Below are 25,376 nucleotides of genomic sequence, written 5' to 3'. Positions count from 1 at the left end.
ACGTCAGACCAGGTTCACCGACCGGGCCGAGGCCGCGCCGATCTCCGACGCGACCTCGGCCAGCACGTGGGAGGGCACGGTGTCGTCGACGGTGAGGACGGCCAGCGCCTCGCCGCCGACGGTCGCGCGGGCCACCTGCATGCCGGCGATGTTGAGCCCGGCCTCGCCGATGACGCGGCCGACGGTGCCGACGACGCCCGGACGGTCCTCGTACCGCAGCACGACCATGTGGTCGGCGAGGGCCAGGTCGACGTCGTACTCGCCGATAGCGACGATCTTCTGGACGTGCTTCGGGCCGGCCAGCGTGCCGGAGACCGAGACCTCCTGGCCGTCGGAGAGGGTGCCGCGCACGGTGACCACGTTGCGGTGGTCGGCCGACTCGGAGCTGGTGGTCAGGCGGACCTCGACACCGCGCTCCTGCGCGAACAGCGGGGCGTTGACGTAGGACACGGTCTCGTCGACGACGTCCTCGAAGACGCCCTTGAGGGCGGAGAGCTCCAGCACCTTCACGTCGTGCTGGGTGATCTCGCCGTAGACCTCGACGTCGAGGCGGACGGCGACCTCGCCGGCCAGCGCGGTGAAGATGCGGCCGAGGCGCTCGGCGAGCGGCAGGCCCGGCTTGACGTCCTCGGCGATGACACCGCCCTGGACGTTCACCGCGTCGGGGACCAGCTCACCGGCGAGGGCGAGGCGCACCGACTTGGCGACGGCGATGCCGGCCTTCTCCTGGGCCTCGTCGGTGGAGGCGCCGAGGTGCGGGGTGCAGACGACCTGGTCGAACTCGAACAGCGGCGAGTCGGTGCACGGCTCCTTGGCGTACACGTCGAGGCCGGCGCCGGCGACGCGGCCCTCCTTGAGCGCCGAGTACAGCGCCTCCTCGTCGACGATGCCGCCGCGCGCGGCGTTGACGATGCGGACGCTCGGCTTGACCTTGCGCAGCGCCTCGTCGCCGATCAGGCCGAGGGTCTCGGGGGTCTTGGGCAGGTGGACGGTGATGAAGTCGGAGACCTCGAGCAGCTCGTCCAGCGACAGCACCTTGACACCCATCTGCGCGGCCCGCGCGGGCTGCACGTAGGGGTCGTAGGCGACGACCTTCATGCCGAAGGCCGACATGCGCTGCGCGACCAGGGCGCCGATGCGGCCGAGGCCGACGACGCCGAGGGTCTTCTCGGCCAGCTCGACACCGGTGTACTTGCTGCGCTTCCACTCGCCGTTCTTCAGCGCGGCGTTGGCCTGCGGGATGTTGCGGGCGGTGGCGACGAGCAGACCGCAGGCCAGCTCGGCGGCGGTCACGATGTTGGAGGTCGGCGCGTTCACGACCATCACGCCGGCCTTGGTGGCGGCGGAGACGTCCACGTTGTCCAGGCCGACGCCGGCTCGTGCGACGACCTTCAGCTTCTTCGCGGCGGCGACGGCCTCGGCGTCGACCTTGGTGGCGGAGCGGACCAGGATCGCGTCCACGTCGGCGATGGCGGGAAGCAGTTCGGCCCGGTCCGCGCCGTTGCAGTGGCGGATCTCGAAGTCGGGGCCAAGCGCGTCCACGGTCGCGGGCGACAGCTCTTCAGCGATGAGTACGACGGGTTTCGAGCTCACGTGAGTCCTCACAAGTCCAATGCGGACGGCCGTCCCGACGGCCGCAGGCGGTGGAGGGGAGTGACACCGGGGAAGGGCCGGTGCGTTCCCGCGTCGTTCGGTGCGTGCTCTCGGCGTGCCGGGCGAAGGTCCTCGTAGCGGAGCTACCAGGGCCTTTGCCCGGTGCGGCGGGAGTGCGTGCCGGGCGGCGTGGGGACGTGCCTGCACTTCTCCGGGGTCGCTAGGCCGCGTGGAAGACGCACGACGCTGTGAGCCTGACGCGTATGTTGTGCAGCAGTCTAGTGGCGTGGCGGAGGGCGTCCTGCGCCTCTGCGGAAGGATCACCCGTCCGTGGCTGGACGGGATGGACAACGCCGCCCCCTGCGACGTTACCCCGGGTTCGCCGAAGGGGCCGGAGCGATGCGCTCCGGCCCCTCGGCCGTGAGGCTTACGCCTCCTCGTCGACCCAGCTCATGAGCTTGCGCAGCTCCTTGCCGGTGGTCTCCAGCAGGTGCTCGGAGTCCTGCTTCTTGTACTCGTTGTACTTCTTCAGACCGCCGTGGTACTCGTCCATCCAGTTCTTGGCGAAGGTGCCGTCCTGGATCTCGGCGAGGACCTTCTTCATCTCGGCCTTGGTGGCGTCGGTGATGATCCGAGGGCCGGTGACGTAGTCGCCCCACTCGGCCGTCTCGGAGATCGACCAGCGCATCTTCTCCAGGCCGCCCTCGTACATGAGGTCCACGATCAGCTTCAGCTCGTGCAGGCACTCGAAGTAGGCGATCTCCGGCTGGTAGCCCGCCTCGGTCAGGGTCTCGAAGCCCGCCTTGACCAGGGCCGCGGTGCCACCGCAGAGGACGGCCTGCTCACCGAACAGGTCGGTCTCGGTCTCCTCGGTGAAGGTCGTCTTGATGACGCCGGCGCGGGTGCCGCCGATGCCCTTGGCGTACGACAGGGCGAGCGCGAAGGCGTTGCCCGAGGCGTCCTGCTCGACGGCGGCGATGCAGGGAACGCCGCGGCCCTCCTCGTACTGACGGCGCACCAGGTGGCCCGGGCCCTTGGGGGCGACCATGCAGACGTCCACGCCGGCCGGGGGCTTGATGAAGCCGTAGCGGATGTTCAGGCCGTGACCGAAGAACAGCGCGTCGCCGTCCTTCAGGTTGTCCTTGATGTCCTTCTCGTAGACCTCGGCCTGGATCGGGTCCGGGACGAGGATCATGATGACGTCGGCCTCGGCGGCGGCCTCGGACGGGCTCACCACGCGCAGGCCCTGCTCCTCGGCCTTGGCCTTGGACTTGGAGCCCTCGTGCAGACCGACGCGCACGTCGACACCGGAGTCGCGCAGCGACAGGGCGTGGGCGTGGCCCTGGCTGCCGTACCCGATGACCGCGACCTTGCGGCCCTGGATGATGGACAGGTCGGCGTCGGCGTCGTAGAACAGCTCGGCCACTGGGTTATCTCCTTGTGTGCAGGTGTTGCGTCCCACCGTATGCCGGTGAGGGGAGGGGAAGTTTCGGGGTCTCGGAATGCGGGCGGCCGGGCGTGGCGCCGGCCGCCCGTTTGCCGTCGTTACGCGGACCGGTCGAGTGCGCGCAGCGAGCGGTCCGTGATCGAACGGGCGCCGCGGCCGATGGCGATCGTGCCGGACTGGACGAGTTCCTTGATGCCGTACGGTTCCAGCATCTTGAGCATGGCGGACAGCTTGTCGCTGCTGCCGGTGGCCTCGATGGTGACGGCCTCCGGGGAGACGTCGACGGTCTTGGCACGGAAGAGCTGGACGATCTCGACGATCTGGGAGCGCGTCTCGTTGTCGGAGCGCACCTTCACCAGAACGAGTTCGCGCTGCACGGCCTGGGTGGGCTCCAGCTCGACGATCTTGAGCACGTTGACCAGCTTGTTGAGCTGCTTGGTGACCTGCTCCAGCGGGAACTCCTCGACGCTCACCACGATGGTGATGCGGGAGATGTCGGGGTGTTCGGTGACGCCGACGGCGAGCGAGTCGATGTTGAAGCCGCGGCGGGAGAACAGGGCGGCGATCCGCGCGAGGATGCCGGGCGTGTTCTCCACCAGGACGGAGAGCGTGTGCTTGGACATGATCTCTTCGGTCTCTCTCGCTCAGTCGTCTTCGTTGTCGCCGAAGTCGGGGCGGACGTCCCGGGCGGCCATGATCTCGTCGTTCGAGGTGCCGGCGGCGACCATCGGCCAGACCATCGCGTCCTCGTGGACGATGAAGTCGACGACGACGGGACGGTCGTTGATGGAGTTCGCCTCCTCGATGACCTTGTCGAGGTCGGCCGGGTCCTCGCAGCGGATGGCGTAGCAGCCCATGGCCTCCGACAGCTTGACGAAGTCGGGGACGCGGGTGCCGCGGGCGTCCGGGTTGATGTCCTCGGGCCCGGAGTGCAGCACGGTGTTGGAGTACCGCTGGTTGTAGAACAGGGTCTGCCACTGGCGGACCATCCCGAGGGCGCCGTTGTTGATGACGGCGACCTTGATCGGGATGTTGTTCAGGGCGCAGGTGGTCAGTTCCTGATTGGTCATCTGGAAGCAGCCGTCGCCGTCGATCGCCCAGACGGTCCGGTCGGGCATGCCGGCCTTGGCGCCCATGGCGGCCGGGACGGCGTAGCCCATGGTTCCGGCGCCGCCGGAGTTCAGCCAGGTGGCGGGCTGCTCGTACCGGACGAAGTGGGCGGCCCACATCTGGTGCTGGCCGACGCCGGCCGCGAAGACCGTGCCCTCGGGCGCGAGCTGTCCGATGCGCTCGATGACCGCCTGCGGGGAGAGCGAGCCGTCATCGGGCTGGTCGTAGCCCAGGGGGTAGGTGTCGCGCCAGCGGTTGAGGTCCTTCCACCAGGCGCTGTAGTCGCCCCGGTTGCCCTCGCCGTGCTCCTTCTGGACGGCCTGGACCAGGTCGGCGATGACCTCGCGGGCATCGCCGACGATCGGCACGTCGGCCTCGCGGTTCTTGCCGATCTCCGCCGGGTCGATGTCGGCGTGGACGATCTTGGCGTACGGGGCGAAGCTGTCCAGCTTGCCGGTGACGCGGTCGTCGAAGCGGGCTCCGAGGGCGACGATCAGGTCGGCCTTCTGCAGCGCGGTGACGGCGGTGACCGCACCGTGCATGCCCGGCATTCCCACGTGCAGCGGGTGGCTGTCGGGGAAGGCGCCGAGCGCCATCAGGGTGGTGGTGACGGGCGCTCCGGTGAGTTCGGCGAGGACCTTCAGCTCGGCGGTGGCCTGCGCCTTGAGGACGCCGCCGCCGACGTAGAGGACCGGCCGCTTGGCGGCGGTGATGAGCTTGGCGGCCTCGCGGATCTGCTTGGCGTGCGGCTTGGTGACCGGGCGGTAGCCGGGCAGGTCCATGGCCGGCGGCCAGGAGAAGGTCGTCTGCGCCTGCAGCACGTCCTTCGGGATGTCGACGAGGACCGGGCCGGGGCGGCCGGTGGAGGCGATGTGGAACGCCTCCGCGATCGTCTTCGGGATGTCCTCGGCCTTGGTGACCAGGAAGCTGTGCTTGGTGATCGGCATCGTGATGCCGACGATGTCCGCCTCCTGGAAGGCGTCCGTGCCGATCGCCTTGGTGACGACCTGGCCGGTGATCGCGACCAGCGGCACCGAGTCCATGTTGGCGTCGGCGATCGGCGTCACCAGGTTGGTGGCGCCGGGGCCGGAGGTCGCCATGCAGACGCCGACCTTGCCGGTCGCCTGCGCGTAACCGGTGGCCGCGTGGCCCGCACCCTGCTCGTGACGGACGAGCACGTGGCGCACCCGGCTGGAGTCCATCATCGGGTCGTACGCGGGGAGGATCGTGCCCCCGGGAATGCCGAATACGGTGTCGACCCCGACCTCCTCAAGCGAGCGGATGAGGGACTTCGCACCCGTGACGTGCTCGGGGGCGGACTGTCCTCCGGATCGGGGCCGCGGCTGCGGGTGATGGGCCCCGGTGGCCTGCTCGGTCATCGGCATTCTCTTCTCGATGCTGAGGGTTTTTGCGAGGATTGGGCGATCTGCGGCTGTTGCTCGGCAGGTGCCTGTGCAACAAAAAACCCCTCGTGCCATAAGGCAAGCGAGGGGAGCGCGCCGGGTGTGGGTCGCTGGGATTCCGGGTCGGTCCGGACGTCACCAGCTTCAGCCGACGCGCTTTCCAAGTACGAGAATTCGGGTGCGCATGGCACTGACCCTCCCCCCGGCACGCACTCACTGTCAAGTGGGTGGGACGGGCGTCTCATTATGTGAGCGCAGAGCCGTCCCGCCTCCCAGGACGGCCGGCAGCCCGGAGCCCACGCCGCCGGCGACCTGGCTGGTGGGAGCGTTGCCGAGGCCCGCGCCGACGGTGTTGGCGTAGACGCCCGGGCCACCGCCCGCGAAGGCCGGTTCGGCCGGTCCGTGCGGCACCGGATAATGGCCGGTACCGAGCGCTCTGCGCAGCCGGTGCTCGTCCAGCGGCCCGGAGAAGGCCATGCCCTGCCCGTGGGTGCAGCCCATCGCCCGCAGGGCGACGATCTGCTCGGGCAGGTCCACTCCGTCGGCCACGGACACGAGTCCGAGGTCGGTGGCGATGCGGAGCAGCCCACTGGTGATCTTGTGCAGCCGCGCGGACTCGACGACGCCCTCGACCAGGCTGCGGTCCAGCTTGAGGACGTCGACGGGGAGCCGTCTGAGGGCGGTGATCGCCGCGTGGCCGCTGCCGAAGCCGTCGAGGGTGATCCGGACGCCGACCCGCCGCAGGGCGTTGAGCCGGCGCTCCAGCTCGTCCAGGCCGGCCCGGGGGTCGGTGTCGGACAGCTCGATCACCAGGGAACCCGGCGGCAGCCCGTGTCGGGTCAGCAGGGCCTCCACGGAGCCCAGCGGCATGGAGCGGTCGAGCAGCCGGCGGGCGCCGATGCGCACCGCCACCGGCACGGTGAGGCCGGCCGCCGCCCGCTGCGCGGCCTGCTCGACGGCCTCCTGGAGCACCCAGCGGTCCAGCTCCGCCGTCCTGTCGCCGTCCTCGGTGACGCGCAGGAACTCGGCGGGCGTGAACAGCACGCCCTGGGACGAACGCCAGCGCGCCTGGGCGCAGACGGACGTGATCCGGCCGTCCGTCAGGGACACCACCGGCTGGTGCAGCAGCGCGAACTCGCCGTCGTGCAGCGCGGCCCGCAGCCGCCCGGCCAGCTCGGCCTTGCGGACGACGTCCTGCTGCATCTGCGGCCGGTACAGCTCGACGCGTCCCTTGCCGCCCGCCTTGGCGCGGTACATGGCGAGGTCGGCGTTGCGCAGCAGCTCGCCCGCGCCGAGGCCCGGTTCGGCGAAGGCGACGCCGATGGAGGCGTTGACGCGGACATCATTGCCGTCGATGAGGTAGGGCTGCGAGAGGGTCGCCCTGAGGCGGTCGGCGAGCTCCAGGATGTGGCCCTCGCGCGCCGCTCGGTCGCGGGTGCCGTCCCCGGCGATCAGGGCGGCGAACTCGTCGCCGCCGAGCCGGGACGCGGTGTCCCCCTTGCGGACGGCCTCCTGGAGTCTGCGGGCGGCCTGGACGAGGAGCTCGTCCCCGGCCTGGTGGCCGATGGTGTCGTTGACCGCCTTGAAGCCGTCGAGGTCGATGAAGAGCACCGCCGTGCCGCGCAGGGCGGCGCCCCGGTCGGAGGCGCGGCGGCCGGACAGGGCCTGCTGGACGCGCCGGGTGAACAGGGCGCGGTTGGGCAGGTCGGTGAGCGGGTCGTGCTCGGCGTTGTGCTGGAGCTGCGCCTGCAGGCGGACTCTCTCCGTCACGTCCCGGCTGTTGAAGATGAGGCCGCCGTGGTGCCGGTTGACGGTCGACTCGACGTTGAGCCAGCCTCCGCCGCCGGACCGGAAGCGGCACTCGATGCGCGTGGTGGGTTCCTCGACCGGGTCGGCGGCGAGGAAGCGGCGCACCTCGTGCACCACGCAGCCGAGGTCCTCGGGGTGGATGAGCCCGGCCAGTTCGCTGCCGACGAGGTCTTCCGCCGGGCGGCCGTAGACCCCGGCGGCGGCCGGGGAGACGTACCGGAGGATGCCGTTGGGCGCGGCGATCATGATGACGTCGCTGGAGCCCTGCACCAGGGAGCGGAAGTGGTTCTCCTTCTGGGCCAGTTCCTGGGTGAGGGTGATGTTGTCGAGCAGCATGATGCCCTGGCGCACGACCAGGGCGAGGACCACCGTGCCGCAGGTCAGCAGCACCACCCGGTCGACGCTGCGGCCGTTGAGGACGTTGTAGAGGATCCCCAGGGTGCAGACCGCGGCGGCGAGGTAGGGAGTCAGCGCGGCCAGCGACCCGGCGATGGGCCGGGCGGCCGGATAGCGGCCGTGCTCGTCGCCCGGCACGGAGGCGGGCTGGGCGGCGGTCAGCGGGAGACGACCCGCGGCGGACCGGCCCGGCACGTGCTCGCGGACCACGCGCGTGTGCCCGCCGGGCGTCTCCTCGCCCTGCGGCCGGCCGCGCCACGACGCGGCCCAGGGGGCGTAGGCCAGCAGCAGCGAGCCCGCGAACCATCCGGCATCGAGCAAATGCCCGGAGCGGTAGCTGTTGTGCAGCAGCGGCGAGGTGAACAGGGCGTCGCACATCACCGTCAGGGCGAGCGCGCCGATGGCGGTGTTGACCGTGGACCGTCCCACGGGCGAGCGCCTGAAGTGCAGCGCGAGCACCATGCTGATCAGGGCGATGTCGAGCAGCGGATACGCCACGGAGAGCGCGGCGTGCGCCACGCTGGAACCGCCTTCGGCCTTGGCCGCCTGGGCGAGCGCCAGGCTCCAGGCCAGGGTCAGCAGCGAACCGCCGATCAGCCAGGCGTCCAGCCCGAGACAGATCCAGCCCGCCTTGGTCACCGGCCGCTTGGCCAGCACCAGGAGGCCCACGATGGCGGGCGGCGCGAAGCACAGGAAGAACAGGTCGGCGTAGCTGGGGCTGGGCACCGGCTGCCGCAGGACGACCTCGTACCACCCCCAGACCAGATTGCCGAGGGACGCCATCGCCGACGAGAGGGCGAACAGGAGCCAGGCGGGCCGGAAGCGGACCCGGTGGCCGCGGGCGTAGACGAAGCAGGAGACGGCGGCGGCCCCGGCGGCGGCGCTCAGCCCGAAGTCGCCCATGATCTTCGCGACGTACGCGGAGCCCCAGCCGAGCGCGGAACCGACGGCGAAGGCCGCGCAGACGAGGGCGAGGGCGAGCTGGCGGACCAGTCCCGGGCCGCGGGCGCCCGGCACCGGTGCGGGCGGCAGGGGTCCGGGCGTGGCCGGCGTCCGCGGCGCTCCGTCCAGCGTGGACACGGACGCGGGCGGACTCACCGGGGCCTCCCGGTGCGCGCCGACGCGTCCCGCCGGTCCGGGCGCGCCGGAGTCACCTGCCTCCTGCGGCTGTTCTGCCGGCGCTGGTGCTGACCGGGTCGACCGTGAAGGCCACCGTGGTGGCCGTGCCGACCGCGCCTGCGCGTGGCCGTGCGCCAGGGTCGCCGGCGGCGGCTCCGCCGCGTCGGGTCGTTCGTCCATAGGCCGTGCATCGCCCGTCGCCCCCCTCACAGTCTGAGTTGTCCGTCCCCGGCGCCGAACGGTGCGCGGCGCGTCCCCTGTCGGACGATACACCAGTCTCGTCACTCAGGGACATAGCTTCTCTACGCTCCGTGACGACCAGGGAATATGCGGGTACCCACCGCACCCGGAGGGTTGCGGAGGGTACCCGAAACGGATTACCCGTCCGTCGTCAGGATCACGTTCCGCAGCGGCTCCCGGTTCACGAAACGGGTCAACTGGTCCACCATCAGCCGCTTGGCGCGCGGCAGGAAGGCGGACGTCGGGCCGCCGGCGTGCGGGCTGACGAGCACTCCCGGAGCCTGCCACAGGGGGTGGCCCGGCGGCAGCGGTTCGGGGTCGGTGACGTCGAGGGCGGCGGTGAGGCGCCCGCTCTCCACCTCGGTGAGCAGCGCCTTCGTGTCGACGACGGGGCCGCGCGCCACGTTGACGAGCAGGGCGCCGTCCTTCATCCGGGCCAGGAAGTCCGCGTTCACGAGGCCGCGGGTGGCCTCGGTGAGCGGCGTGGAGAGGATGACGACGTCCGCCTCCGGGAGCAGGGCGGGGAGTTCGGCGAGCGGATGCACCGGACCGCGCGCCGTGGTGCGCGCGGAGCGCGCGACGCGCGCCACCCGCGCGACCTCGAACGGCACGAGCCGGTCCTCGATCGCGGCACCGATCGACCCGTATCCGACGATGAGCACGTTCCGGTCGGCGAGCGCGGGCCGGAAGCCGCCGAGCCACTCGCCCCGGTCCTGCGCCCGCACGAAGTCGGGGACGCCGCGCAGCGACGCGAGGACCAGGGTCAGGGTCAGCTCCGCGGTGCTGGCCTCGTGCACCCCGCGCGCGTTGCACAGCCGCACGCCCGGCGGCAGGTGACCGAGTCCCGGCTCCACGTGGTCGATACCGGCGGAGAGCGTCTGGACGACCTGGACGGACCGCATGCGCGGCAGCGGGCGTATCCCGATCCCGCTGGGCTTCATGTAGGGGACGACGTAGAACGCGCAGTCGGCCGGGTCCGCGGGGAAGTCCTCCTCGCCGTTCCAGTAACGGTAGGCGGGGCCCTCGGGGAGGCCCTCGATCTCGTCCGGCTCGATGGGCAGCCACACGTCAGCAGTCATGGCAGGAGGCTATGTCAGGACCGTCGAGGGGCAGAGGTTAGGTTGGGTGGCCTGACGAGGGAGGGTCACGACCAGGTGGAGCGCAGGACGATCGGCGCGACGGCACTGTCGGTGGGGGCCGTCGGACTGGGGTGCATGCCGATGAACTGGGCGTACAGCGCGTCCCGGCAGCGGGGCGACGAGTCCGTCAGGGCGGTGCACCGGGCCCTGGACCTGGGCGTCTCCCTGCTGGACACGGCGGACATGTACGGCCCGTTCACCAACGAGCTGCTGCTGGGGCGGGTGTTGAAGGAGCGGCGTGCCGACGCCTTCGTGTCGACGAAGGTCGGTCTGCTCGTCGGTGACCAGCACATCGTGGCCAACGGCCGTCCCGGCTATGTGAAGCGCGCCTGCGACGCCTCGCTGCGCCGGCTGCAGACGGACGTCATCGACCTCTACCAGCTGCACCGTGCCGACCCCGAGGTGCCGGTCGAGGAGACCTGGGGCGCGATGGCGGAGCTGGTGCGGGCCGGGAAGGTGCGGGCGCTCGGGCTCTGCGCGGTCGGTGCCCGGTCGGCCCGGCGGCCGGGGGCGCGGCTGCACGACGCGACGGTGCGCCAGCTGGAGCGCGTGCAGCAGGTCTTCCCGGTGAGCGCCGTGCAGGCCGAGCTGTCGGTGTGGTCGCCGGAGGCGCTGCGGACGCTGCTGCCGTGGTGCGAGAACAGGGGTGTCGGGTTCCTCGCCGCGATGCCGCTCGGCAACGGCTTCCTGACCGGCACGCTGACCCCCGGGCAGGGCTTCGAACCGGAGGACCTGCGCGCCCGGCATCCCCGTTTCACCGCCGAGATGATGGCCGCCAACCAGCCGATCGTGGCCGGTCTGCGCCGGATCGCGGCCCGGCACGGCGACGAGGTCACGCCGGCGCAGGTGGCGCTCGCCTGGGTGCTGGCGCAGGGGCGGCACGTGGTGCCGGTGCCGGGCACCAAGCGGGAGCGCTGGGTGACGCAGAACGCGGGGGCGGCCGCGCTGCGGCTGACCGGGCCGGACCTGGCCGAGGTCGGTGGTCTGCCGACGGCTCAGGGCTCGTGGGACTGAGCCGGCCGTCCGGATTCGGGATTCGCCGACCGGGAACCTGGAAAGGCCCAGCGGTGTATGACAGGGAGAGGGAGAACCCGCCGCGTCGAAAGGGACTCTGATCGTGCGACGTCGATCCGTGACGGCCGTGCTGGCCGCCGCCCTGCTGGCGACGGCCGGCTGCTCCTCCGGCGACGGGGAGCCGTCGGGCGCGGAGGGGAGCGCCTCCGCGAGCCGTACGGCGGCGCCGTCGCCCTCCGGCCCGGCCACCGAGGAGGCACCGCCCGCGAAGGGCTCCGTGAAGGTGGTCCGCACGGTCGCCACGGGGCTGAAGAGCCCGTGGGGCCTGGCCCCGCTGCCGGGCGGGGGCCTGCTGGTCTCCTCGCGCGACGAGGCGACGATCATCCGGGTCGACGAGAAGACGGGCCGCACGACGGAGCTCGGCGAGGTGCCTGGGGTCTCACCGGCCGGGGAGGGCGGCCTGCTGGGCATCGCCCTCTCCCCCGACTACGCGTCGGACCACATGATCTACGCGTACTTCACCTCCGCCTCGGACAACCGCGTCGTGCGGATGCTCTACGACGCGAAGAAGCCGCCGGGTGAGCAGCTCGGCGCCCCGGACACGGTGTTCAAGGGCATCCCCAAGGGGGTCATCCACAACGGCGGCCGGATCGCGTTCGGGCCGGACGGGATGCTGTACGCGGGCACGGGCGAGAGCGGTGAGCGGGGCCTGGCGCAGGACAAGGAGTCCCTCGGCGGCAAGATCCTGCGCATGACGCCGGAGGGCGAGCCCGCGCCCGGCAACCCGTTCCCGGACTCCCCCGTCTACTCGTACGGGCACCGCAATGTGCAGGGGCTGGCCTGGGACGGTGAACAGCGGCTGTTCGCCTCGGAGTTCGGACAGGACACCTGGGACGAGCTGAACGCGATCAGGCCCGGGGGAAATTACGGCTGGCCCGAGGCGGAGGGCAGGTCGGACGACTCCGCCTTCGTGAATCCGGTCGACCAGTGGAGCACCGACGAGGCCTCGCCCAGCGGCGTCGCCTTCGCCGAGGGCAGCGTCTGGATGGCGGGGCTGCGCGGCGAGCGGCTGTGGCGCATCCCGCTCAAGGGCACCGAGGCGTCGGCGGACCCGCAGGCGTTCCTGGAGGGCGATTACGGCCGGCTGCGGACGGTGGCGGCGGCGGGCGGCGACCGGCTGTGGCTGGTGACCAGCGCGACGGACGGCCGGGGCGAGGCGAAGGCCGGGGACGACCGGATCCTGGAGCTGAAGGTGACGTAGGGGCGCCTCTCACCCCTCCCTCTCCCCGTCCGCCTCTTCGTCGTCCGGCCTGCCGGAAGGCGGCCGGTGGACGACGACCTTGCCCGACGAGAGGTCTATCGGGCCGTGGCCGGGGTCGCCGTCGCCGACGTCCTCCCGGGTCAGTTCGAGCCGGTTCTGCTCGTCCCGGGTGTGCTTGCGGCCTGGGGCGAACAGCTCCTCGAAAGCGTCGAACACGCGTCCTCCCTCGCTCGGCGTCCCTCCAGCGTAGGCCTCAGTCGGCCGAACGGGTGGTGAGCGTCCCGGCCGGGAACAGCTCCAGCCGGTGTGCCAGCGCCGCCGCCTCGCCGCGGCCGGAGACGCCGAGCTTGGCCAGGATGTTCGAGACGTGGACGCTGGCGGTCTTGGGCGAGATGAAGAGCTCCTCGGCTATCTGGCGGTTGGTGCGGCCGTCGGCGACCAGACGCAGGACGTCGCGTTCCCGGCTGGTGAGGCCGAGCGCGCCGGCCGGGTCGACGGGTGCGGCGGCCGGTTCGGCGGCGCGGCCGAGCACGAGCCCGGCTCGCTGGGCGAGCCGGGTGACGGCGTCGCCGAGCGGGCGGGCGCCGAGGTGACGGGCGACGGTACGGGCGAGGCGGAGCAGTTCCACGGCGCGGGCCCGCTCGTCCTCGCCGCCCGCGGCCAGCAGGGCGCCGGCCAGCCGGTGCCGGACGCGGGCGAGGTCGTAGGGCCGCTCCAGGCGCTCGAAGGCGGTGACCGTCTCCGACCAGGTCCGTACGGTGTCCCGGCCCAGGGCGCGGTCCAGTTCGGCGCGGACCCACCGCTCGTGGGCGAGCCAGACCGGGGCACCCGTGGTGAGCGACTTGGCGGCCGTGACGAGGCGTTCGAGCACCTCGGCACGGCCCTCCCCGGACCCCGGCAGGCCCCGCGCGTCCGCCTCGGACTCGGCGGCGGCCAGCAGCAGGGGCCATCCGTAGCGCTGGGTGCCGGGCGGGAAACCGGCCTCCAGAGCGCGGTCGAGCTCCGCCCGGGCGTCGAGGAGGCGGCCCTCGGCGGCGGCGACGGCGACGGCGAGGGTGGCGAGCGGCAGCCGGTACTGGGGTGCGGGCTGCTGCGTGCCGTAGGCGGCGCGGGCCTCGTCGAGCAGCCGGGTGGCCTCGGCCGTCTCACCGCGGGCGAGGGCGACGGCGGCACGCTTGAGACAGGCTCCGCCGCGCGGTGCGGCGCCCCGGGCGGGGGCCCCGGCGGCGAGCGCGGCTTCGAGCGCCTCGTCCCACCGGCCCAGCGAGATGAGGGACTCGGCGAGATTGCCCCATACCCACGCCTCGGACTCCAGCAGGCCCGACCGCCGGGTGAGGTCGATGCCCTCGCGCAGGATGGCGACCGCCTCCTCGGAACGGCCGATGGACTCCAGGACGGAGGGCAGATTGACATGGCTGCGGGCGATCACGACGGACTGCCCCTGTGCCACGACCCGGTCCCTGACCTGGTACATCTCGGCAAGTCCGGCGTCGATGTGACCCGCCTCGACCATCAGCCCGCCGAGGGTGAGCCGGGCGTTGAGCTCGATGTCGGAGGCGCCCACCATGCGCGCGTACTCCACGGCGCGCTCGGCGGCGGTCACGGCGTCGGGGCCGGGGTCGTGCAGCATCGACCAGTTGGCGGCCATGGCCAGCACCTCGGCGTGCACCTTGGACGGGGGCAGGCCGCGGACCAGTTCCTGGGCGATGCCGAGTTCCCTCCACCCGTCGCCGCGGCCCTGGGCCTGGACCAGCAGGGAGCGCTGGGTCCAGAACCAGGCGGCGCGCTGCGGGTCCCGTCCGCTGGACCGGGCGTCGGGGCCGGCTTCCTGCTCCTCCTCCAGGAGGCGCAGGGCGCGCTTGGTGATCTTGAGGGCGCGCTCGCGTTCCCCGCACAGCCGTCCGGCGACGGCGGCCTCGGCCATCAGGTCCAGATAGCGCAGGGGTCCGGTCTCCGGGTGGCATCCGCAGGGCGGGTAGACCTCGGTGGAGTCGACGGGCCGCAGGGTGGCGCGTACGTCGTCGGGGACGGAGTCCCACAGCTCCATGGCCCGCTCCAGCAGCCGCAGCTGCTCCGAGTAGGCGTGGCGCCGGCGGGCCTCGACGGAGGCGTCCAGGACGGCGGGCAGGGCCCTGGCCGGGTCGTGGGCGTGGTACCAGTAGCTGGCCAGGCGCATCACGCGCTCGACGGCCGGCACCAGCGTCGGATCGGCGTCGAGGGCCTCGGCGTAGCGGCGGTTGAGGCGGGAGCGTTCGCCGGGGAGCAGGTCGTCGGCGACGGCCTCGCGGACCAGGGAGTGGCGGAAGCGGTAGCCGTCGCCGTCGGGCGCGGGGAGCAGGAGGTTGGCGTTCACGGCGGCGCGCAGGGCCTCGATGAGGTCGTCCTCGGCGAGCCCGGAGACGGCGGCGAGCAGCCGGTACTCGACGGTGGAGCCGCCCTCGGCGACGATCCGGGCGACGCGCTGGGCGCTCTCGGGGAGGGCCTCGACGCGGACCAGGAGCAGGTCGCGCAGGGAGTCGGTGAGGCCGGCGCAGCTGCCCTCGTGGGCGGCGACGGCGAGTTCCTCGACGAAGAAGGCGTTGCCGTCGGAGCGTTCGAAGATCTCGTCGACCTGGAGCGGGTCGGGTTCCTGGGCGAGGATGCCGGCGATCTGGCGGCCGACCTCGTCGCGGGTGAAGCGGCCGAGTTCGATGCGGCGTACGGTGCGCAGCCGGTCGAGTTCGGCGAGCAGGGGGCGCAGCGGGTGGCGGCGGTGGATGTCGTCGGAGCGGTAGGTGGCGAGGACGACGAGGCGGCCGGTGCGCAGGGTGCGGAAGAGGTAGGCGATCAGGTGACGCGTCGAGGCGTCGGCCCAGTGCAGGTCCTCCAGGACGAGGACGACGGTGTGGCGGGCGGCGACGCGCTCCAGGAGGCGGGCGGTGAGCTCGAAGAGGCGGGCCATGCTCTCCTCGTCGTGCCGGCCGCCGCCGTGCCCCGGGGCGCTCTCGGCCAGCTCGGGCAGCAGCCGGGCGAGTTCCTCCTCCTGTCCGGCGGCGGCCGCGGCCAGCTCCGCGGGCAGTTCGCGGCGCAGGGCGCGCAGCGCGGTCGAGAAGGGGGCGAAGGGCAGCCCGTCGGCGCCGATCTCGACGCAGCCGCCGAGGGCGACGACGGCGCCCTGGCGGCGTGCGGCGGCGGCGAACTCCTCGACGAGGCGGGTCTTGCCGACGCCGGCCTCGCCGCCGAGCAGCAGTGCCTGCGGCTCTCCCCCGGCGCCGGACGCCTGGCCGGCGTCGCCGCCGGCGCGTGCGAGTGAGTCGTGCAACGTGTCCAGTTCGCCGGTGCGGCCGATGAACACGGGACTGACGGACCTGGTCTCCACGTGCCCGAGCATCGCACGCGGGTCCGACAGCGGGGCACCGGTTTTCGACAGGCGGACGGCGCCCGGAACGACGGCGGGGAGGGAGGCCGTACGGCCTCCCTCCCCGGTCCCCCCGTTCACGCCACCCGGGCGGGGCGGTGCCGGCGCGGCCAGAGCGTATGGCTCTCCGCGGGGGCGGCTTCGTGGCGGGCGTCTCGGCGGTCGGCGCGACGCGCGCGGACGGCCTCGCGGGCCATCCTGGCCTCGTCGGCCCGGCGGATGAGTTCGGCGGTGCGGAGCTGCTGGATCTCGTATTCGTACACGGTGTGTCCCTTTCGGAGGCCGGTTTCGCCATCGCTCTCTGCGATGCCTCAACCTTCGTCTCCCAGGGGGGCGGGCCACATCGGGTAAGTGCCGCATCTTCGGTGCCCGTGGGGGCCTTAGACACGGGTGAGGGGTTCTTAGGGCGTGCGCCCGGGGCGCGTCGATGCCCTAAGACCCCTCACGAGAGCCCGGTCAGCCGGTGGACGGCAGGCCCAGCAGGACGTCCGTGTACTTGAGGACGGCCAGGAGCAGCCCGATGACGCCGAGCGCGACGCCCGCCCAGGAGACCGACTTGATCCACGGGGCCTGCGGCCTGCCGGGGGCGCCGAAGGCGGGACGGGCCAGCACGACGACGCCGACGATCAGCGCGACCAGGGCGAACACGCCGCCCCACAGCGCGGTGGCGTGCCAGGCGTTGCCGTAGCCCTTCTCGATCAGCGTGGCGACGTTCGAGGACGACGAGGTCTCCAGCTGGCCGATCAGCGACTCACGGGCGGAGGCCACGGTGCCGACCCAGCTGCCGGTGAGCGACACGATGCCCAGCCCGGCGGAGACGACGGCGCCGGCTCCCTGGCCGACGCCCGTCGGGCCGGCTTTCTCGACGGCGCCCGCGTCGGCGTCGGTCTCCTCGGCCGCGGCGGCGTCACCGTCCGCGGCCGGGTTCTCGGCGGCCTCGGTCGTGGCCGTCTCCTCCACCTTGTCCAGGTCGGTCCTGCCGGCGGTCTCGTCCACTGTGTTCGTACCCATGCCTCGCACCGTACGGACGCTCTCTGAGAGGTCCCTTAATGATCGTTGTGAGCGCCGCTCTCGCGTGCCGCACGCCACTCGGGGGCCAGCACCGCCCAGATCTCGGTGTCCTGGCGGACGCCCCGGTAGGGGAAGGTCTCGCGCAGGACGCCCTCCCGCGTCATGCCGAGCCGCCGGGCGGCGTTGACGCTGGGGGTGTTCGCGGACGACGCGTGCCACTCCACGCGGTGCATGCCGCGTTCGTCGAAGGCCCAGTCGATCAGGACGCGGGCGCCGCGGGTGACGAGGCCCCGGCCGGTTCCCGCGGGCTCCAGCCAGCAGCCGATCTCGCAGACGCCGGTGGCCGCGTCGAAGACGCGGAACAGCAGGCCGCCGACGAGCTTGCCGTCCAGCCACAGCCCGTGCAGGAAGCCGCTGTCGGCGGCGTGCCGGTCGGCGTAGGACTGGAGCAGTTCCCTCGCCGAGTCGACGTCGGTGGCCTTGGCGCCGAAGGGGATGTGCTCGGTGATGAAGTCCCTGCCCCGGTCCAGGTGGGCGAGGAACTCCTCGGTGTGCCAGGTCTCCAGGGGGCGCAGTTCGGCTCCGTCGTCACCCAGTGATATCGCGTACATCGCGCTGCCGTTCCTCCTCCGCGAGGACGTCCGCCACCTCGGCGTCCGTCGCCGCGGCCAGCCTCTCATGGGCGGCACGGCACTCGGGCGGTTCGATGCTGAGGCGGGGCAGCCAGGCGTCCAGGCGGCGCGGCAGCCACCAGTTGGCCTTGCCGAGCAGGTGCATCAGCGCGGGCACCAGGAGCGTGCGGAGCACGAAGGCGTCCAGGGCGACGGCGGCGGCGAGCGCGATGCCGAACATGGCGATCACCCGGTCGCCGCTGAGCACGAAGGCGAGGAACACCGAGATCATGATGACGGCGGCGGAGTTGATCACCCGGCTGGTCTCGGCGAGGCCGACGCGGACGGCCCGCCGGTTGTCGCCGGTCTCCAGCCACTCCTCGTACATCCGGCTGACCAGGAAGACCTGGTAGTCCATGGAGAGCCCGAAGAGCACCGAGACCATGATCACGGGCAGGAAGGGTTCGATCGGGCCCGCGCTGCCGAGACCGAGCAGTTCGCTGCCCCAGCCCCACTGGAAGATCGCGACGACCACGCCGAAGGCCGCGGCCACCGCGGCCACGTTCATCGCGGCGGCTTTGAGGGGGATGCCGACCGAGCGGAAGGCCAGCAGGAGCAGCAGGCAGCCGAGCCCGATGACGACGCCGACGAAGAGCGGCAGCTTGCCGACGATGACGTCGGCGAAGTCGTCGTAGCCGGCCGTGACGCCACCCACGTGCACGTCGAGCGCGGTACCGGCCTCGGCGCGCGGCAGCACCTCCGAACGCAGCCGCTCGACCAGGTCGCTGGTCTGCTCGGACTGCGGCGCCGACTCGGGTACGACGGTGAGGTACGCGGCGTCGCCGCCGGAGTTGTACGTCACCGGCGTCACCGAGGAGACCCCGTCGGTGGTGCGCAGGGTGGCGTCGAGGTTGTCCAGGGCGAGCCGGTCCTCGGCGCCGCTCACCTTGGTGACCAGGGTGAGGGGGCCGTTCACGCCGGGTCCGAAGCCGTCGGCGAGGAGGTCGTAGGCCTGGCGGGTGGTGGTGCCGCGGGGGTCGTTGCCTTGGTCGGAGGTGCCCAGGCGCAGCCCGAGGGTGGGCAGCGCCAGGACGGTGATCACGACGAGGGCGAGGGCGCCGAGCAGCTTGGGCCGCCGTTCGACGAAGGCCGACCAGCGGGCGGCGAACCCGGTCGTCACCTCGGGCTCGGGACCGTGCTCGGCCAGCCGGCGCCGCTCGCGCCCGCTCAGGGCCCGCGGGCCGATGTACGACAGCAGGGCCGGCAGCAGCGTCACGGAGGCGGCGACGGTGAGGATCACGGTCAGCGAGGCCGCGACGGCGACGCCGTTGAGGAAGCTCAGCCGGAGGATCAGCATGCCCAGCAGGGCGATGCAGACGGTGGCGCCCGCGAACACGACGGCTCGTCCGGTGGTCGCCACGGCGTCGGCGGCGGCCTCCGCGACCGACAGGCCCCGCTTCAGGCCGCGCCGGTGTCTGGTGACGATGAACAGCGCGTAGTCGATGCCCACGCCGAGTCCGATGAGGGTGCCCAGCATGGGCGCGAAGTCGGCGACGGTCATGGCGTGGCCGAGGAGCGTGATGCCGGCGTAGGCGGTGCCGACGGAGACCAGCGCGGTCGCGATGGGCAGCAGCGCCGCGGCGACGGAGCCGAAGGCGAGGAACAGGACGACCGCGGCCACGGCCACGCCGACGGCCTCGGCGAGGTGGCTGCCGCCGGACTCGGTGAGCGCTATGGCGCTGCCGCCCAGCTCGACCCGGAGTCCGTCGGACTCGGCCGCCTCGGCGGTGTCCACCACGGCCCGCGCCTGGGCCGGGTCGATGTCCTGGGAGGCGGCCGCGAAGGTGACGGTCGCGTAGGCGGTGTCGGCGTTCTCGCTGATCCGGGGCGAGTCGGGGTCGTCGTACGGATCGGTGACCTCGGCCACGCCGGGCAGCTCCGCGACGCGGTCCAGGGTGCGGGTCATGGTCTGCTCGACGTCGGCGGCGCGGACGGTGCCGGTCGTGGTGTGCCAGACGATCGTGTCGCTGTCGCCGCCGAGGTCGGGGAAGCGGGATTCGAGCAGCTGGGAGGCGTGGTCGGAGCCGGTGCCGGGGATTCCGTAGTCGTTGGAGTACGCGGAGCCGGTGACCGTGGCGGCCGCGGCCACGCCGCCGAAGGCGAGCAGCCAGAGCAGGACGGCTACGAGGCGACGTTGAACACACCAGCGTGCGAGGGCTGCCACGAACGTGCTCCCAGAGTGTCTGATTGTGGATCTTTGACCGGGAACACCGGAAACTACCGGAAAACCGGAAACAGTCTTCCGTGAGACGAATGGCCCGCAAAGAAAGCATGAGCAATGCCCTGCCACTCTTGCAGGCAGAAATGATCGTTTGCGGACTTAGTGGGCTTGTTCACAATCAGGGCGCCCCCCTTCCGGAGCAACCGCGGGGAACCGCTGGGGGGCGTGGTGCTGTCGTTGACTTGGGCAACACATGCCGGGCAAGCTGACGCGCGCTCGTCCGCGGTGCCGCACGCTGCGCGCGCTGGGCCATCAACTCGTTTACGCCGGGGGGCAGTTGACTTGAACAGTGGTATGCACTACATCGGGCCCGACGCGGCGCCCGACCGCTACCGGCTCCTCAACGCCATCGGCCGGGGCGGTGAGGCCGTGCTGTACCGGGCGACGATCGAGCTGGACGGCGAACCGGAGACGGTGGTCGTCAAGGTGCTCGACGCCAGGAACACGCTCACGCCGGACCAGTTCGAGCGGCTGAGCGCCAAGTGGAACGACCAGGCGGAGCTGCTGCGCTTCGTGGGCCGACCGGGTGTCGTGGGGGTGCGCGAGCACTTCGAGGGGCCGCCGATCCACTCCCGGGGGGCCGCCGGTGCCGCCGCGGGCCGGGCCCTGGTCCTGGTCATGAACCACGTCGACGGTCTCGACCTGCGGGACTGGCGCGCCGAACGCACCCTGACCACGCACGCCGAGCGGCGCGAGGCCGGCCGGGTGCTCGAACAGCTCGCCGACACCCTGGACTGGCTGCACTCCGGCCGGGCCACGCCGTCCGGCCGGACCGTGGTCCACGGCGACCTGTCGCCCGGCAACATCATGGTCGACGTGCACGGGCAGGCCACGCTGGTCGACTTCGGCCTCAGCAAGCTCACCGCCGACCACCAGACCGCCGAGGTCTGGTTCACTCCCGGGTACGCGGCACCCGAGGTGTTCGACGGCAAGCGGACCCCGAACACGGACCGGTACGCGTTCGGAGCGATCACGTACTTCCTGCTGAGCGGGCAGACGCCGCCCAGCACCCCGGAGCAGCTCCGGGACGCGCTGGCCGGGCTGCCGTCCGTGCGGGCCCTCGCCGCCGACCGGGCCGAGCGGGTGCTGACGGTCTGCGCGACGGACCCGGCCGAGCGTCCGGAGAGCCTGCGCGCCTGGCTGAGCGACGTACGGGACGCGGTGGTGTCGACCACGAACCCGGTGCGCGACGCCCCGCCCGCCGGATCGTCCGGCACCCAGCGGCCACCGACGACGGTGACGGCCGCGCCGCCGGTCCCGCCGCCCCCGACGCAGCTGCCCCCGACCACGGTGACCGGCTCCGCCGCCCCGGACCCCACGGCCACCCAGGCATCGCCTACCACGGTGACGCACCCGCCGGAATCCGGGTCCACCGCGGGAGCGGAGTCCACCGTCGAACCGGTGTCCGCTGCGGCTCCTTCCTCGCCCGCCGGGCCCGGCACCGGTTTCGGCCCGTTCCTCACGCCGCCGCCCGGAACGGCGCCGGGCGCACCCGGCTCGCCCGGCACGGTTCCCGGGCGACAGGCCGGCGGCGACGGGGCGAGACGCGTGCTGGTGCCCGCGCTGGCCGTGGCCCTGGCCGCCTCGCTGGCCGTCATCGGCGTGCTGGCGGCACGGGGCGACGACGGGTCCGACGGCGCCTCTCCCGGCGCCACCGCCACGGTCACGGCGACCACGACTGTGACGGCCCCGCCGGACGCCGCGGCGCAGAGCCCGGCGGGGGACGAGGGGGCGTCGGACGGCCCCTCGGCGGACGCCTCGGCCGGCGGCACCGGGAACGACGGCGTGGTGGACCAGGCGTCCTCGGTGTCGCTGACGACCTTCGAGACGGTGGCCGAGGGCCAGTTCGCCACCCTCGCCGTCGGCGACGGCACGATGAACAACAAGCACTACGAGACGGCGCTCGTCCCCGACGGGACCGACGAGCAGTGCAGCGGGATGGCCGAGTACAACCTGGGACGCGAATGGAAGAACCTGACCATGACCGCCGGTGTGTCCGACGTCTCGGCCGACACGTCCTCCCGCCTCGAGGTGTACGTGGACGGCGAGTCCCTGTTCACCGGCCAGGTCGACCTCGGCAAGCCACGTGAGCTGAAGCTGAAGGTCGAGAACGGGCTGCGGCTGCGCATCGCGTACAGCGACCCGGACGACAGCTGCGCCATGGGGGACCTGCTGCTCGCCGACCCGACGCTGACGAGATGACGCGCTGACGACGGGAAGGGGCGGTGTCTCCGGGACCCTGGGTTCCGGAGACACCGCCCCTTCGGCGTGGCGCGGGTGATCAGCCCTCGGACACGCCCAGCTTCTCCAGGATCAGCTCCTTGACGCGGGCCGCGTCCGCCTGACCCCGGGTCGCCTTCATGACGGCGCCGACCAGGGCGCCGGCCGCGGCCACCTTGCCGCCGCGGATCTTGTCGGCGACGCCCGGGTTGCCGGCGATGGCCTCGTCGACGGCGGCGGTCAGCGCGCCCTCGTCGGAGACGACCTTCAGGCCGCGCTTGTCGACGACCTCGTCCGGCGTGCCCTCGCCGGCGAGGACGCCCTCGATGACCTGGCGGGCCAGCTTGTCGTTGAGGTCGCCCTTCCTGACCAGCTCGGTGACCCGCGCGACCTGCTCCGGCGTGATCGCCAGCTCGTCCAGCGACTTCTGGGACTCGTTGGCGCTGCGGGCCAGCTCGCCCATCCACCACTTGCGGGCGGAGGCCGCGTCGGCGCCGGCGTCGATCGTGGCGACGATCGGGTCCAGCGCACCGGCGTTGAGGATGGCCTGCATGTCGGTGCCGGAGATGCCCCACTCCTCGCGGAGCCGGTTGCGGCGCACCAGCGGCAGTTCGGGCAGGGCGGAGCGGATCTCCTCGACCCACTCGCGGGAGGGTGCCACGGGCACCAGGTCGGGCTCCGGGAAGTACCGGTAGTCCTCGGCCTCCTCCTTCACGCGGCCCGAGGTCGTGGACCCGGTGTCCTCGTGGAAGTGGCGGGTCTCCTGGATGATCGTGCCGCCGCCGCTCAGCACCGCCGCGTGCCGCTGGATCTCGAAGCGGGCCGCACGCTCGACGGACCGCAGCGAGTTGACGTTCTTCGTCTCGGAGCGGGTGCCGAACTTCTCGGTGCCGTGCGGGCGCAGCGACAGGTTGACGTCGCAGCGCATCTGACCCATCTCCATGCGGGCCTCGGACACGCCGAGGGCACGGATGACCTCGCGCAGCTCGCGGACGTAGGCCCGCGCGACCTCGGGGGCCCGCTCGCCCGCGCCCTCGATCGGCTTGGTGACGATCTCGATGAGCGGGATGCCGGCGCGGTTGTAGTCCAGCAGGGAGTGGGACGCGCCGTGGATACGGCCGGTGGCGCCGCCGACGTGCGTCGACTTGCCGGTGTCCTCCTCCATGTGGGCGCGCTCGATCTGGACGCGGAAGGTCTCCCCGTCCTCCAGCTGCACGTCGAGGTAGCCGTCGAAGGCGATCGGCTCGTCGTACTGGGAGGTCTGGAAGTTCTTCGGCATGTCCGGATAGAAGTAGTTCTTCCGGGCGAAGCGGCACCACTCGGCGATCGAGCAGTTCAGCGCGAGGCCGATCTTGATCGCGGACTCGACGCCGGTCGCGTTGACGACCGGGAGCGCGCCGGGCAGGCCGAGGCAGACCGGACAGGTCTGGGTGTTGGCGTCCTGGCCGAGCGCGGTCGAGCAGCCGCAGAACATCTTGGTCTTGGTGCCGAGTTCGACATGGACCTCGAGGCCCATGACGGGGTCGTACGACGCCAGTGCGTCCTCGTACGACACCAGGTCGGTCGTGGTGGTCACGGTGAAACTTCCCTCTCAGCCCAGCAGGACGTCGTCGTCGCCCAGCCGCTTCAGCTCGCGGTAGAGGATGGCGAGGCCGGTGACGATGGCGGCGGCGGACACGGCGGCGTCGACCAGACGGAGCGTGTCGCTCTCGGTGCGGGCGAGCTTCGCCTGCTTGGCGACGCTGACCGCGCCGAACGCGGTGGTGGCCATGGACAGGTAGAGGCCGGACTTGGACTTCTTGAAGCCCTTGGCCTTCGACAGTGCCTTGCTCACAGCGACGGAGCCTCCTCGATCAGCGGGTGGCCCCACTTTTCCACGAAGGCGGCCTCGACGGCGGCGCCGACCTTGTAGAGCCGGTCGTCCTTCATGGCGGGGGCGATGATCTGCAGGCCGACCGGGAGGTTGTCCTCCGGGGCGAGCCCGCAGGGCAGCGACATGGCCGCGTTGCCCGCCAGGTTGGTGGGGATGGTGCACAGGTCGGCCAGGTACATCGCCATCGGGTCGTCGGCGCGCTCGCCGATCGCGAAGGCGGTGGTCGGGGTCGTCGGGGAGACGATCACGTCGACCTGCTCGAACGCCTTCTCGAAGTCCCGCGTGATGAGGGTGCGGACCTTCTGGGCGCTGCCGTAGTACGCGTCGTAGTAGCCGGAGCTCAGGGCGTACGTGCCGAGCATGATGCGCCGCTTGACCTCGGGGCCGAAGCCGGCCTCGCGGGTCAGGGAGGTGACCTCCTCGGCGGAGTGCGTGCCGTCGTCGCCGACGCGCGCGCCGTAGCGCAGGCCGTCGAAGCGGGCGAGGTTGGAGGAGCACTCGGAGGGCGCGATCAGGTAGTACGCGGAGAGCGCGAGGTCGAAGGACGGGCAGTCCAGCTCGACGATCTCGGCGCCCAGCTCCTTCAGCAGCTCGACGGACTCGTCGAAGCGCTGGAGGACGCCGGCCTGGTAGCCCTCGCCGCGGAACTGCTTGACGACGCCGACGCGCATGCCCGCGACGCTGCCGCTCAGGGCGGCCTCGACGACCGCGGGGACCGGGGCGTCGATGGAGGTGGAGTCCATCGGGTCGTGGCCGGCGATCACCTCGTGCAGCAGGGCCGCGTCCAGGACCGTGCGGGCGCAGGGGCCGCCCTGGTCGAGGGAGGAGGAGAAGGCCACCATGCCGTAGCGGGAGACGCCGCCGTACGTCGGCTTGACGCCGACCGTGCCGGTGACGGCCGCGGGCTGGCGGATGGAGCCGCCGGTGTCGGTGCCGATGGCGAGCGGGGCCTGGAAGGCGGCGAGGGCCGCGGAGGAGCCGCCGCCGGAGCCGCCGGGGATCTTGGTGAGGTCCCAGGGGTTGCCGGTCGGGCCGTAGGCGCTGTTCTCGGTGGAGGACCCCATGGCGAACTCGTCCATGTTGGTCTTGCCGAGGATGACGACGTCGGCGGCCTTGAGCCGCTTGGTGACGGTCGCGTCGTACGGCGGGATCCAGCCCTCGAGGATCTTCGAACCGACGGTCGTCGGCACGCCCTCGGTGGTGAAGATGTCCTTGAGCGCAAGCGGGACGCCGGCCAGCGGGCCGAGCTTCTCGCCGCGCTCGCGCTTGGCGTCCACGGCACGGGCCTGGGCGAGGGCACCCTCGCGGTCGACGTGCAGGAAGGCGTGCACCTTCTCGTCGACGGCCTCGATGCGGGCCAGGTGGGCCTCGGTGACCTCGACCGCGGTCAGCTCGCCGGAGGCGATCTTCGCGGCGATCTCGGCCGCGGTGAGCTTGATGATGTCGCTCATG

General features: G+C 72.2%; 18 protein-coding genes. 3 read left to right on the top strand and 15 right to left on the bottom strand.

Features of this window, described 5'->3' with window-relative positions:
* Nucleotides 1-3: 3 nt before the first annotated feature.
* From serA to AB0E77_RS24885, 6 genes are all read right to left on the bottom strand, one after another.
* Nucleotides 4-1,593: a phosphoglycerate dehydrogenase gene (serA, locus tag AB0E77_RS24910; protein WP_361574132.1), complete on the bottom strand. Its 1,590-nt coding sequence runs from the start codon at nt 1,591-1,593 to the stop codon at nt 4-6.
* Between the two features lie 427 nt (nt 1,594-2,020).
* A complete protein-coding gene (ilvC, locus tag AB0E77_RS24905) occupies nt 2,021-3,019 on the bottom strand; it encodes a ketol-acid reductoisomerase (RefSeq protein ID WP_019329769.1) in 999 nt (332 codons plus the stop codon).
* A gap of 119 nt (nt 3,020-3,138) precedes the next feature.
* Complete coding sequence (gene ilvN, locus AB0E77_RS24900; RefSeq protein WP_055421816.1) at nt 3,139-3,663, bottom strand: acetolactate synthase small subunit; 525 nt, start codon at nt 3,661-3,663, stop codon at nt 3,139-3,141.
* 21 nt (nt 3,664-3,684) lie between these two features.
* Nucleotides 3,685-5,529 carry an acetolactate synthase large subunit gene (locus AB0E77_RS24895; protein ID WP_361574130.1) on the bottom strand — a complete coding sequence of 615 codons (1,845 nt, stop codon included), beginning with the start codon at nt 5,527-5,529 and terminating at the stop codon, nt 3,685-3,687.
* Nucleotides 5,530-5,772: 243 nt separating this feature from the next.
* Nucleotides 5,773-8,856, bottom strand: coding sequence for an EAL domain-containing protein (locus AB0E77_RS24890; RefSeq protein ID WP_361574128.1), 3,084 nt, complete (start codon nt 8,854-8,856; stop codon nt 5,773-5,775).
* A 398-nt stretch (nt 8,857-9,254) separates the two neighbouring features.
* On the bottom strand, nt 9,255-10,196 hold the full coding sequence (locus tag AB0E77_RS24885; RefSeq protein WP_361574126.1) for a 2-hydroxyacid dehydrogenase: 942 nt from the start codon (nt 10,194-10,196) through the stop codon (nt 9,255-9,257).
* Between the two features lie 75 nt (nt 10,197-10,271).
* On the opposite strand from AB0E77_RS24885, the gene AB0E77_RS24880 reads away from it, so the two are divergent.
* A complete protein-coding gene (locus tag AB0E77_RS24880) occupies nt 10,272-11,270 on the top strand; it encodes an aldo/keto reductase (protein WP_361574124.1) in 999 nt (332 codons plus the stop codon).
* Between the two features lie 97 nt (nt 11,271-11,367).
* Nucleotides 11,368-12,531, top strand: a complete 1,164-nt coding sequence (locus AB0E77_RS24875; protein ID WP_361574170.1) for a PQQ-dependent sugar dehydrogenase — start codon at nt 11,368-11,370, stop codon at nt 12,529-12,531.
* 9 nt (nt 12,532-12,540) lie between these two features.
* Here the strand turns inward: AB0E77_RS24875 and AB0E77_RS24870 are convergent, their stop codons facing one another.
* The 6 genes from AB0E77_RS24870 to AB0E77_RS24845 all read right to left on the bottom strand — a co-directional run bounded on the left by AB0E77_RS24870 (nt 12,541) and on the right by AB0E77_RS24845 (nt 19,774).
* Nucleotides 12,541-12,747: a DUF6191 domain-containing protein gene (locus AB0E77_RS24870; protein WP_361574123.1), complete on the bottom strand. Its 207-nt coding sequence runs from the start codon at nt 12,745-12,747 to the stop codon at nt 12,541-12,543.
* A 37-nt stretch (nt 12,748-12,784) separates the two neighbouring features.
* A complete protein-coding gene (locus AB0E77_RS24865) occupies nt 12,785-15,901 on the bottom strand; it encodes an AAA family ATPase (protein ID WP_361574121.1) in 3,117 nt (1,038 codons plus the stop codon).
* Between the two features lie 104 nt (nt 15,902-16,005).
* On the bottom strand, nt 16,006-16,191 hold the full coding sequence (locus tag AB0E77_RS24860) for a hypothetical protein (RefSeq protein ID WP_361574119.1): 186 nt from the start codon (nt 16,189-16,191) through the stop codon (nt 16,006-16,008).
* 193 nt (nt 16,192-16,384) lie between these two features.
* A complete protein-coding gene (locus AB0E77_RS24855) occupies nt 16,385-16,939 on the bottom strand; it encodes a hypothetical protein (RefSeq protein ID WP_361574117.1) in 555 nt (184 codons plus the stop codon).
* Nucleotides 16,940-16,974: 35 nt separating this feature from the next.
* A complete protein-coding gene (locus AB0E77_RS24850; protein WP_361574115.1) occupies nt 16,975-17,550 on the bottom strand; it encodes a GNAT family protein in 576 nt (191 codons plus the stop codon).
* On the bottom strand, nt 17,528-19,774 hold the full coding sequence (locus AB0E77_RS24845; protein WP_361574113.1) for an MMPL family transporter: 2,247 nt from the start codon (nt 19,772-19,774) through the stop codon (nt 17,528-17,530). The genes AB0E77_RS24850 and AB0E77_RS24845 overlap by 23 nt, the downstream gene beginning before the upstream one ends.
* Nucleotides 19,775-20,113: 339 nt before the next feature.
* On the opposite strand from AB0E77_RS24845, the gene AB0E77_RS24840 reads away from it, so the two are divergent.
* Entirely contained in the window at nt 20,114-22,033 is a 1,920-nt protein-coding gene (locus AB0E77_RS24840; RefSeq protein ID WP_361574111.1) for a protein kinase, read from the top strand.
* Between the two features lie 79 nt (nt 22,034-22,112).
* Here the strand turns inward: AB0E77_RS24840 and gatB are convergent, their stop codons facing one another.
* From gatB to gatA, 3 genes are read right to left on the bottom strand one after another with little or no spacing between them, the layout of a single operon-like run.
* Nucleotides 22,113-23,627 (bottom strand): Asp-tRNA(Asn)/Glu-tRNA(Gln) amidotransferase subunit GatB, encoded by a 1,515-nt coding sequence (gene gatB, locus AB0E77_RS24835; RefSeq protein WP_361574109.1) that lies wholly within the window; start codon nt 23,625-23,627, stop codon nt 22,113-22,115.
* Nucleotides 23,628-23,642: 15 nt separating this feature from the next.
* Nucleotides 23,643-23,885 carry a hypothetical protein gene (locus AB0E77_RS24830; RefSeq protein WP_161164393.1) on the bottom strand — a complete coding sequence of 81 codons (243 nt, stop codon included), beginning with the start codon at nt 23,883-23,885 and terminating at the stop codon, nt 23,643-23,645.
* A complete protein-coding gene (gatA, locus tag AB0E77_RS24825) occupies nt 23,882-25,375 on the bottom strand; it encodes an Asp-tRNA(Asn)/Glu-tRNA(Gln) amidotransferase subunit GatA (protein ID WP_361574108.1) in 1,494 nt (497 codons plus the stop codon). The genes AB0E77_RS24830 and gatA overlap by 4 nt, the downstream gene beginning before the upstream one ends.
* Between the last annotated feature and the right edge of the window lies 1 nt (nt 25,376).

It is taken from the genome of Streptomyces sp. NPDC032940, from assembly GCF_040636935.1.
Taxonomy (GTDB): domain Bacteria; phylum Actinomycetota; class Actinomycetes; order Streptomycetales; family Streptomycetaceae; genus Streptomyces.
This window is presented reverse-complemented; position numbering and strand designations above follow the sequence as displayed.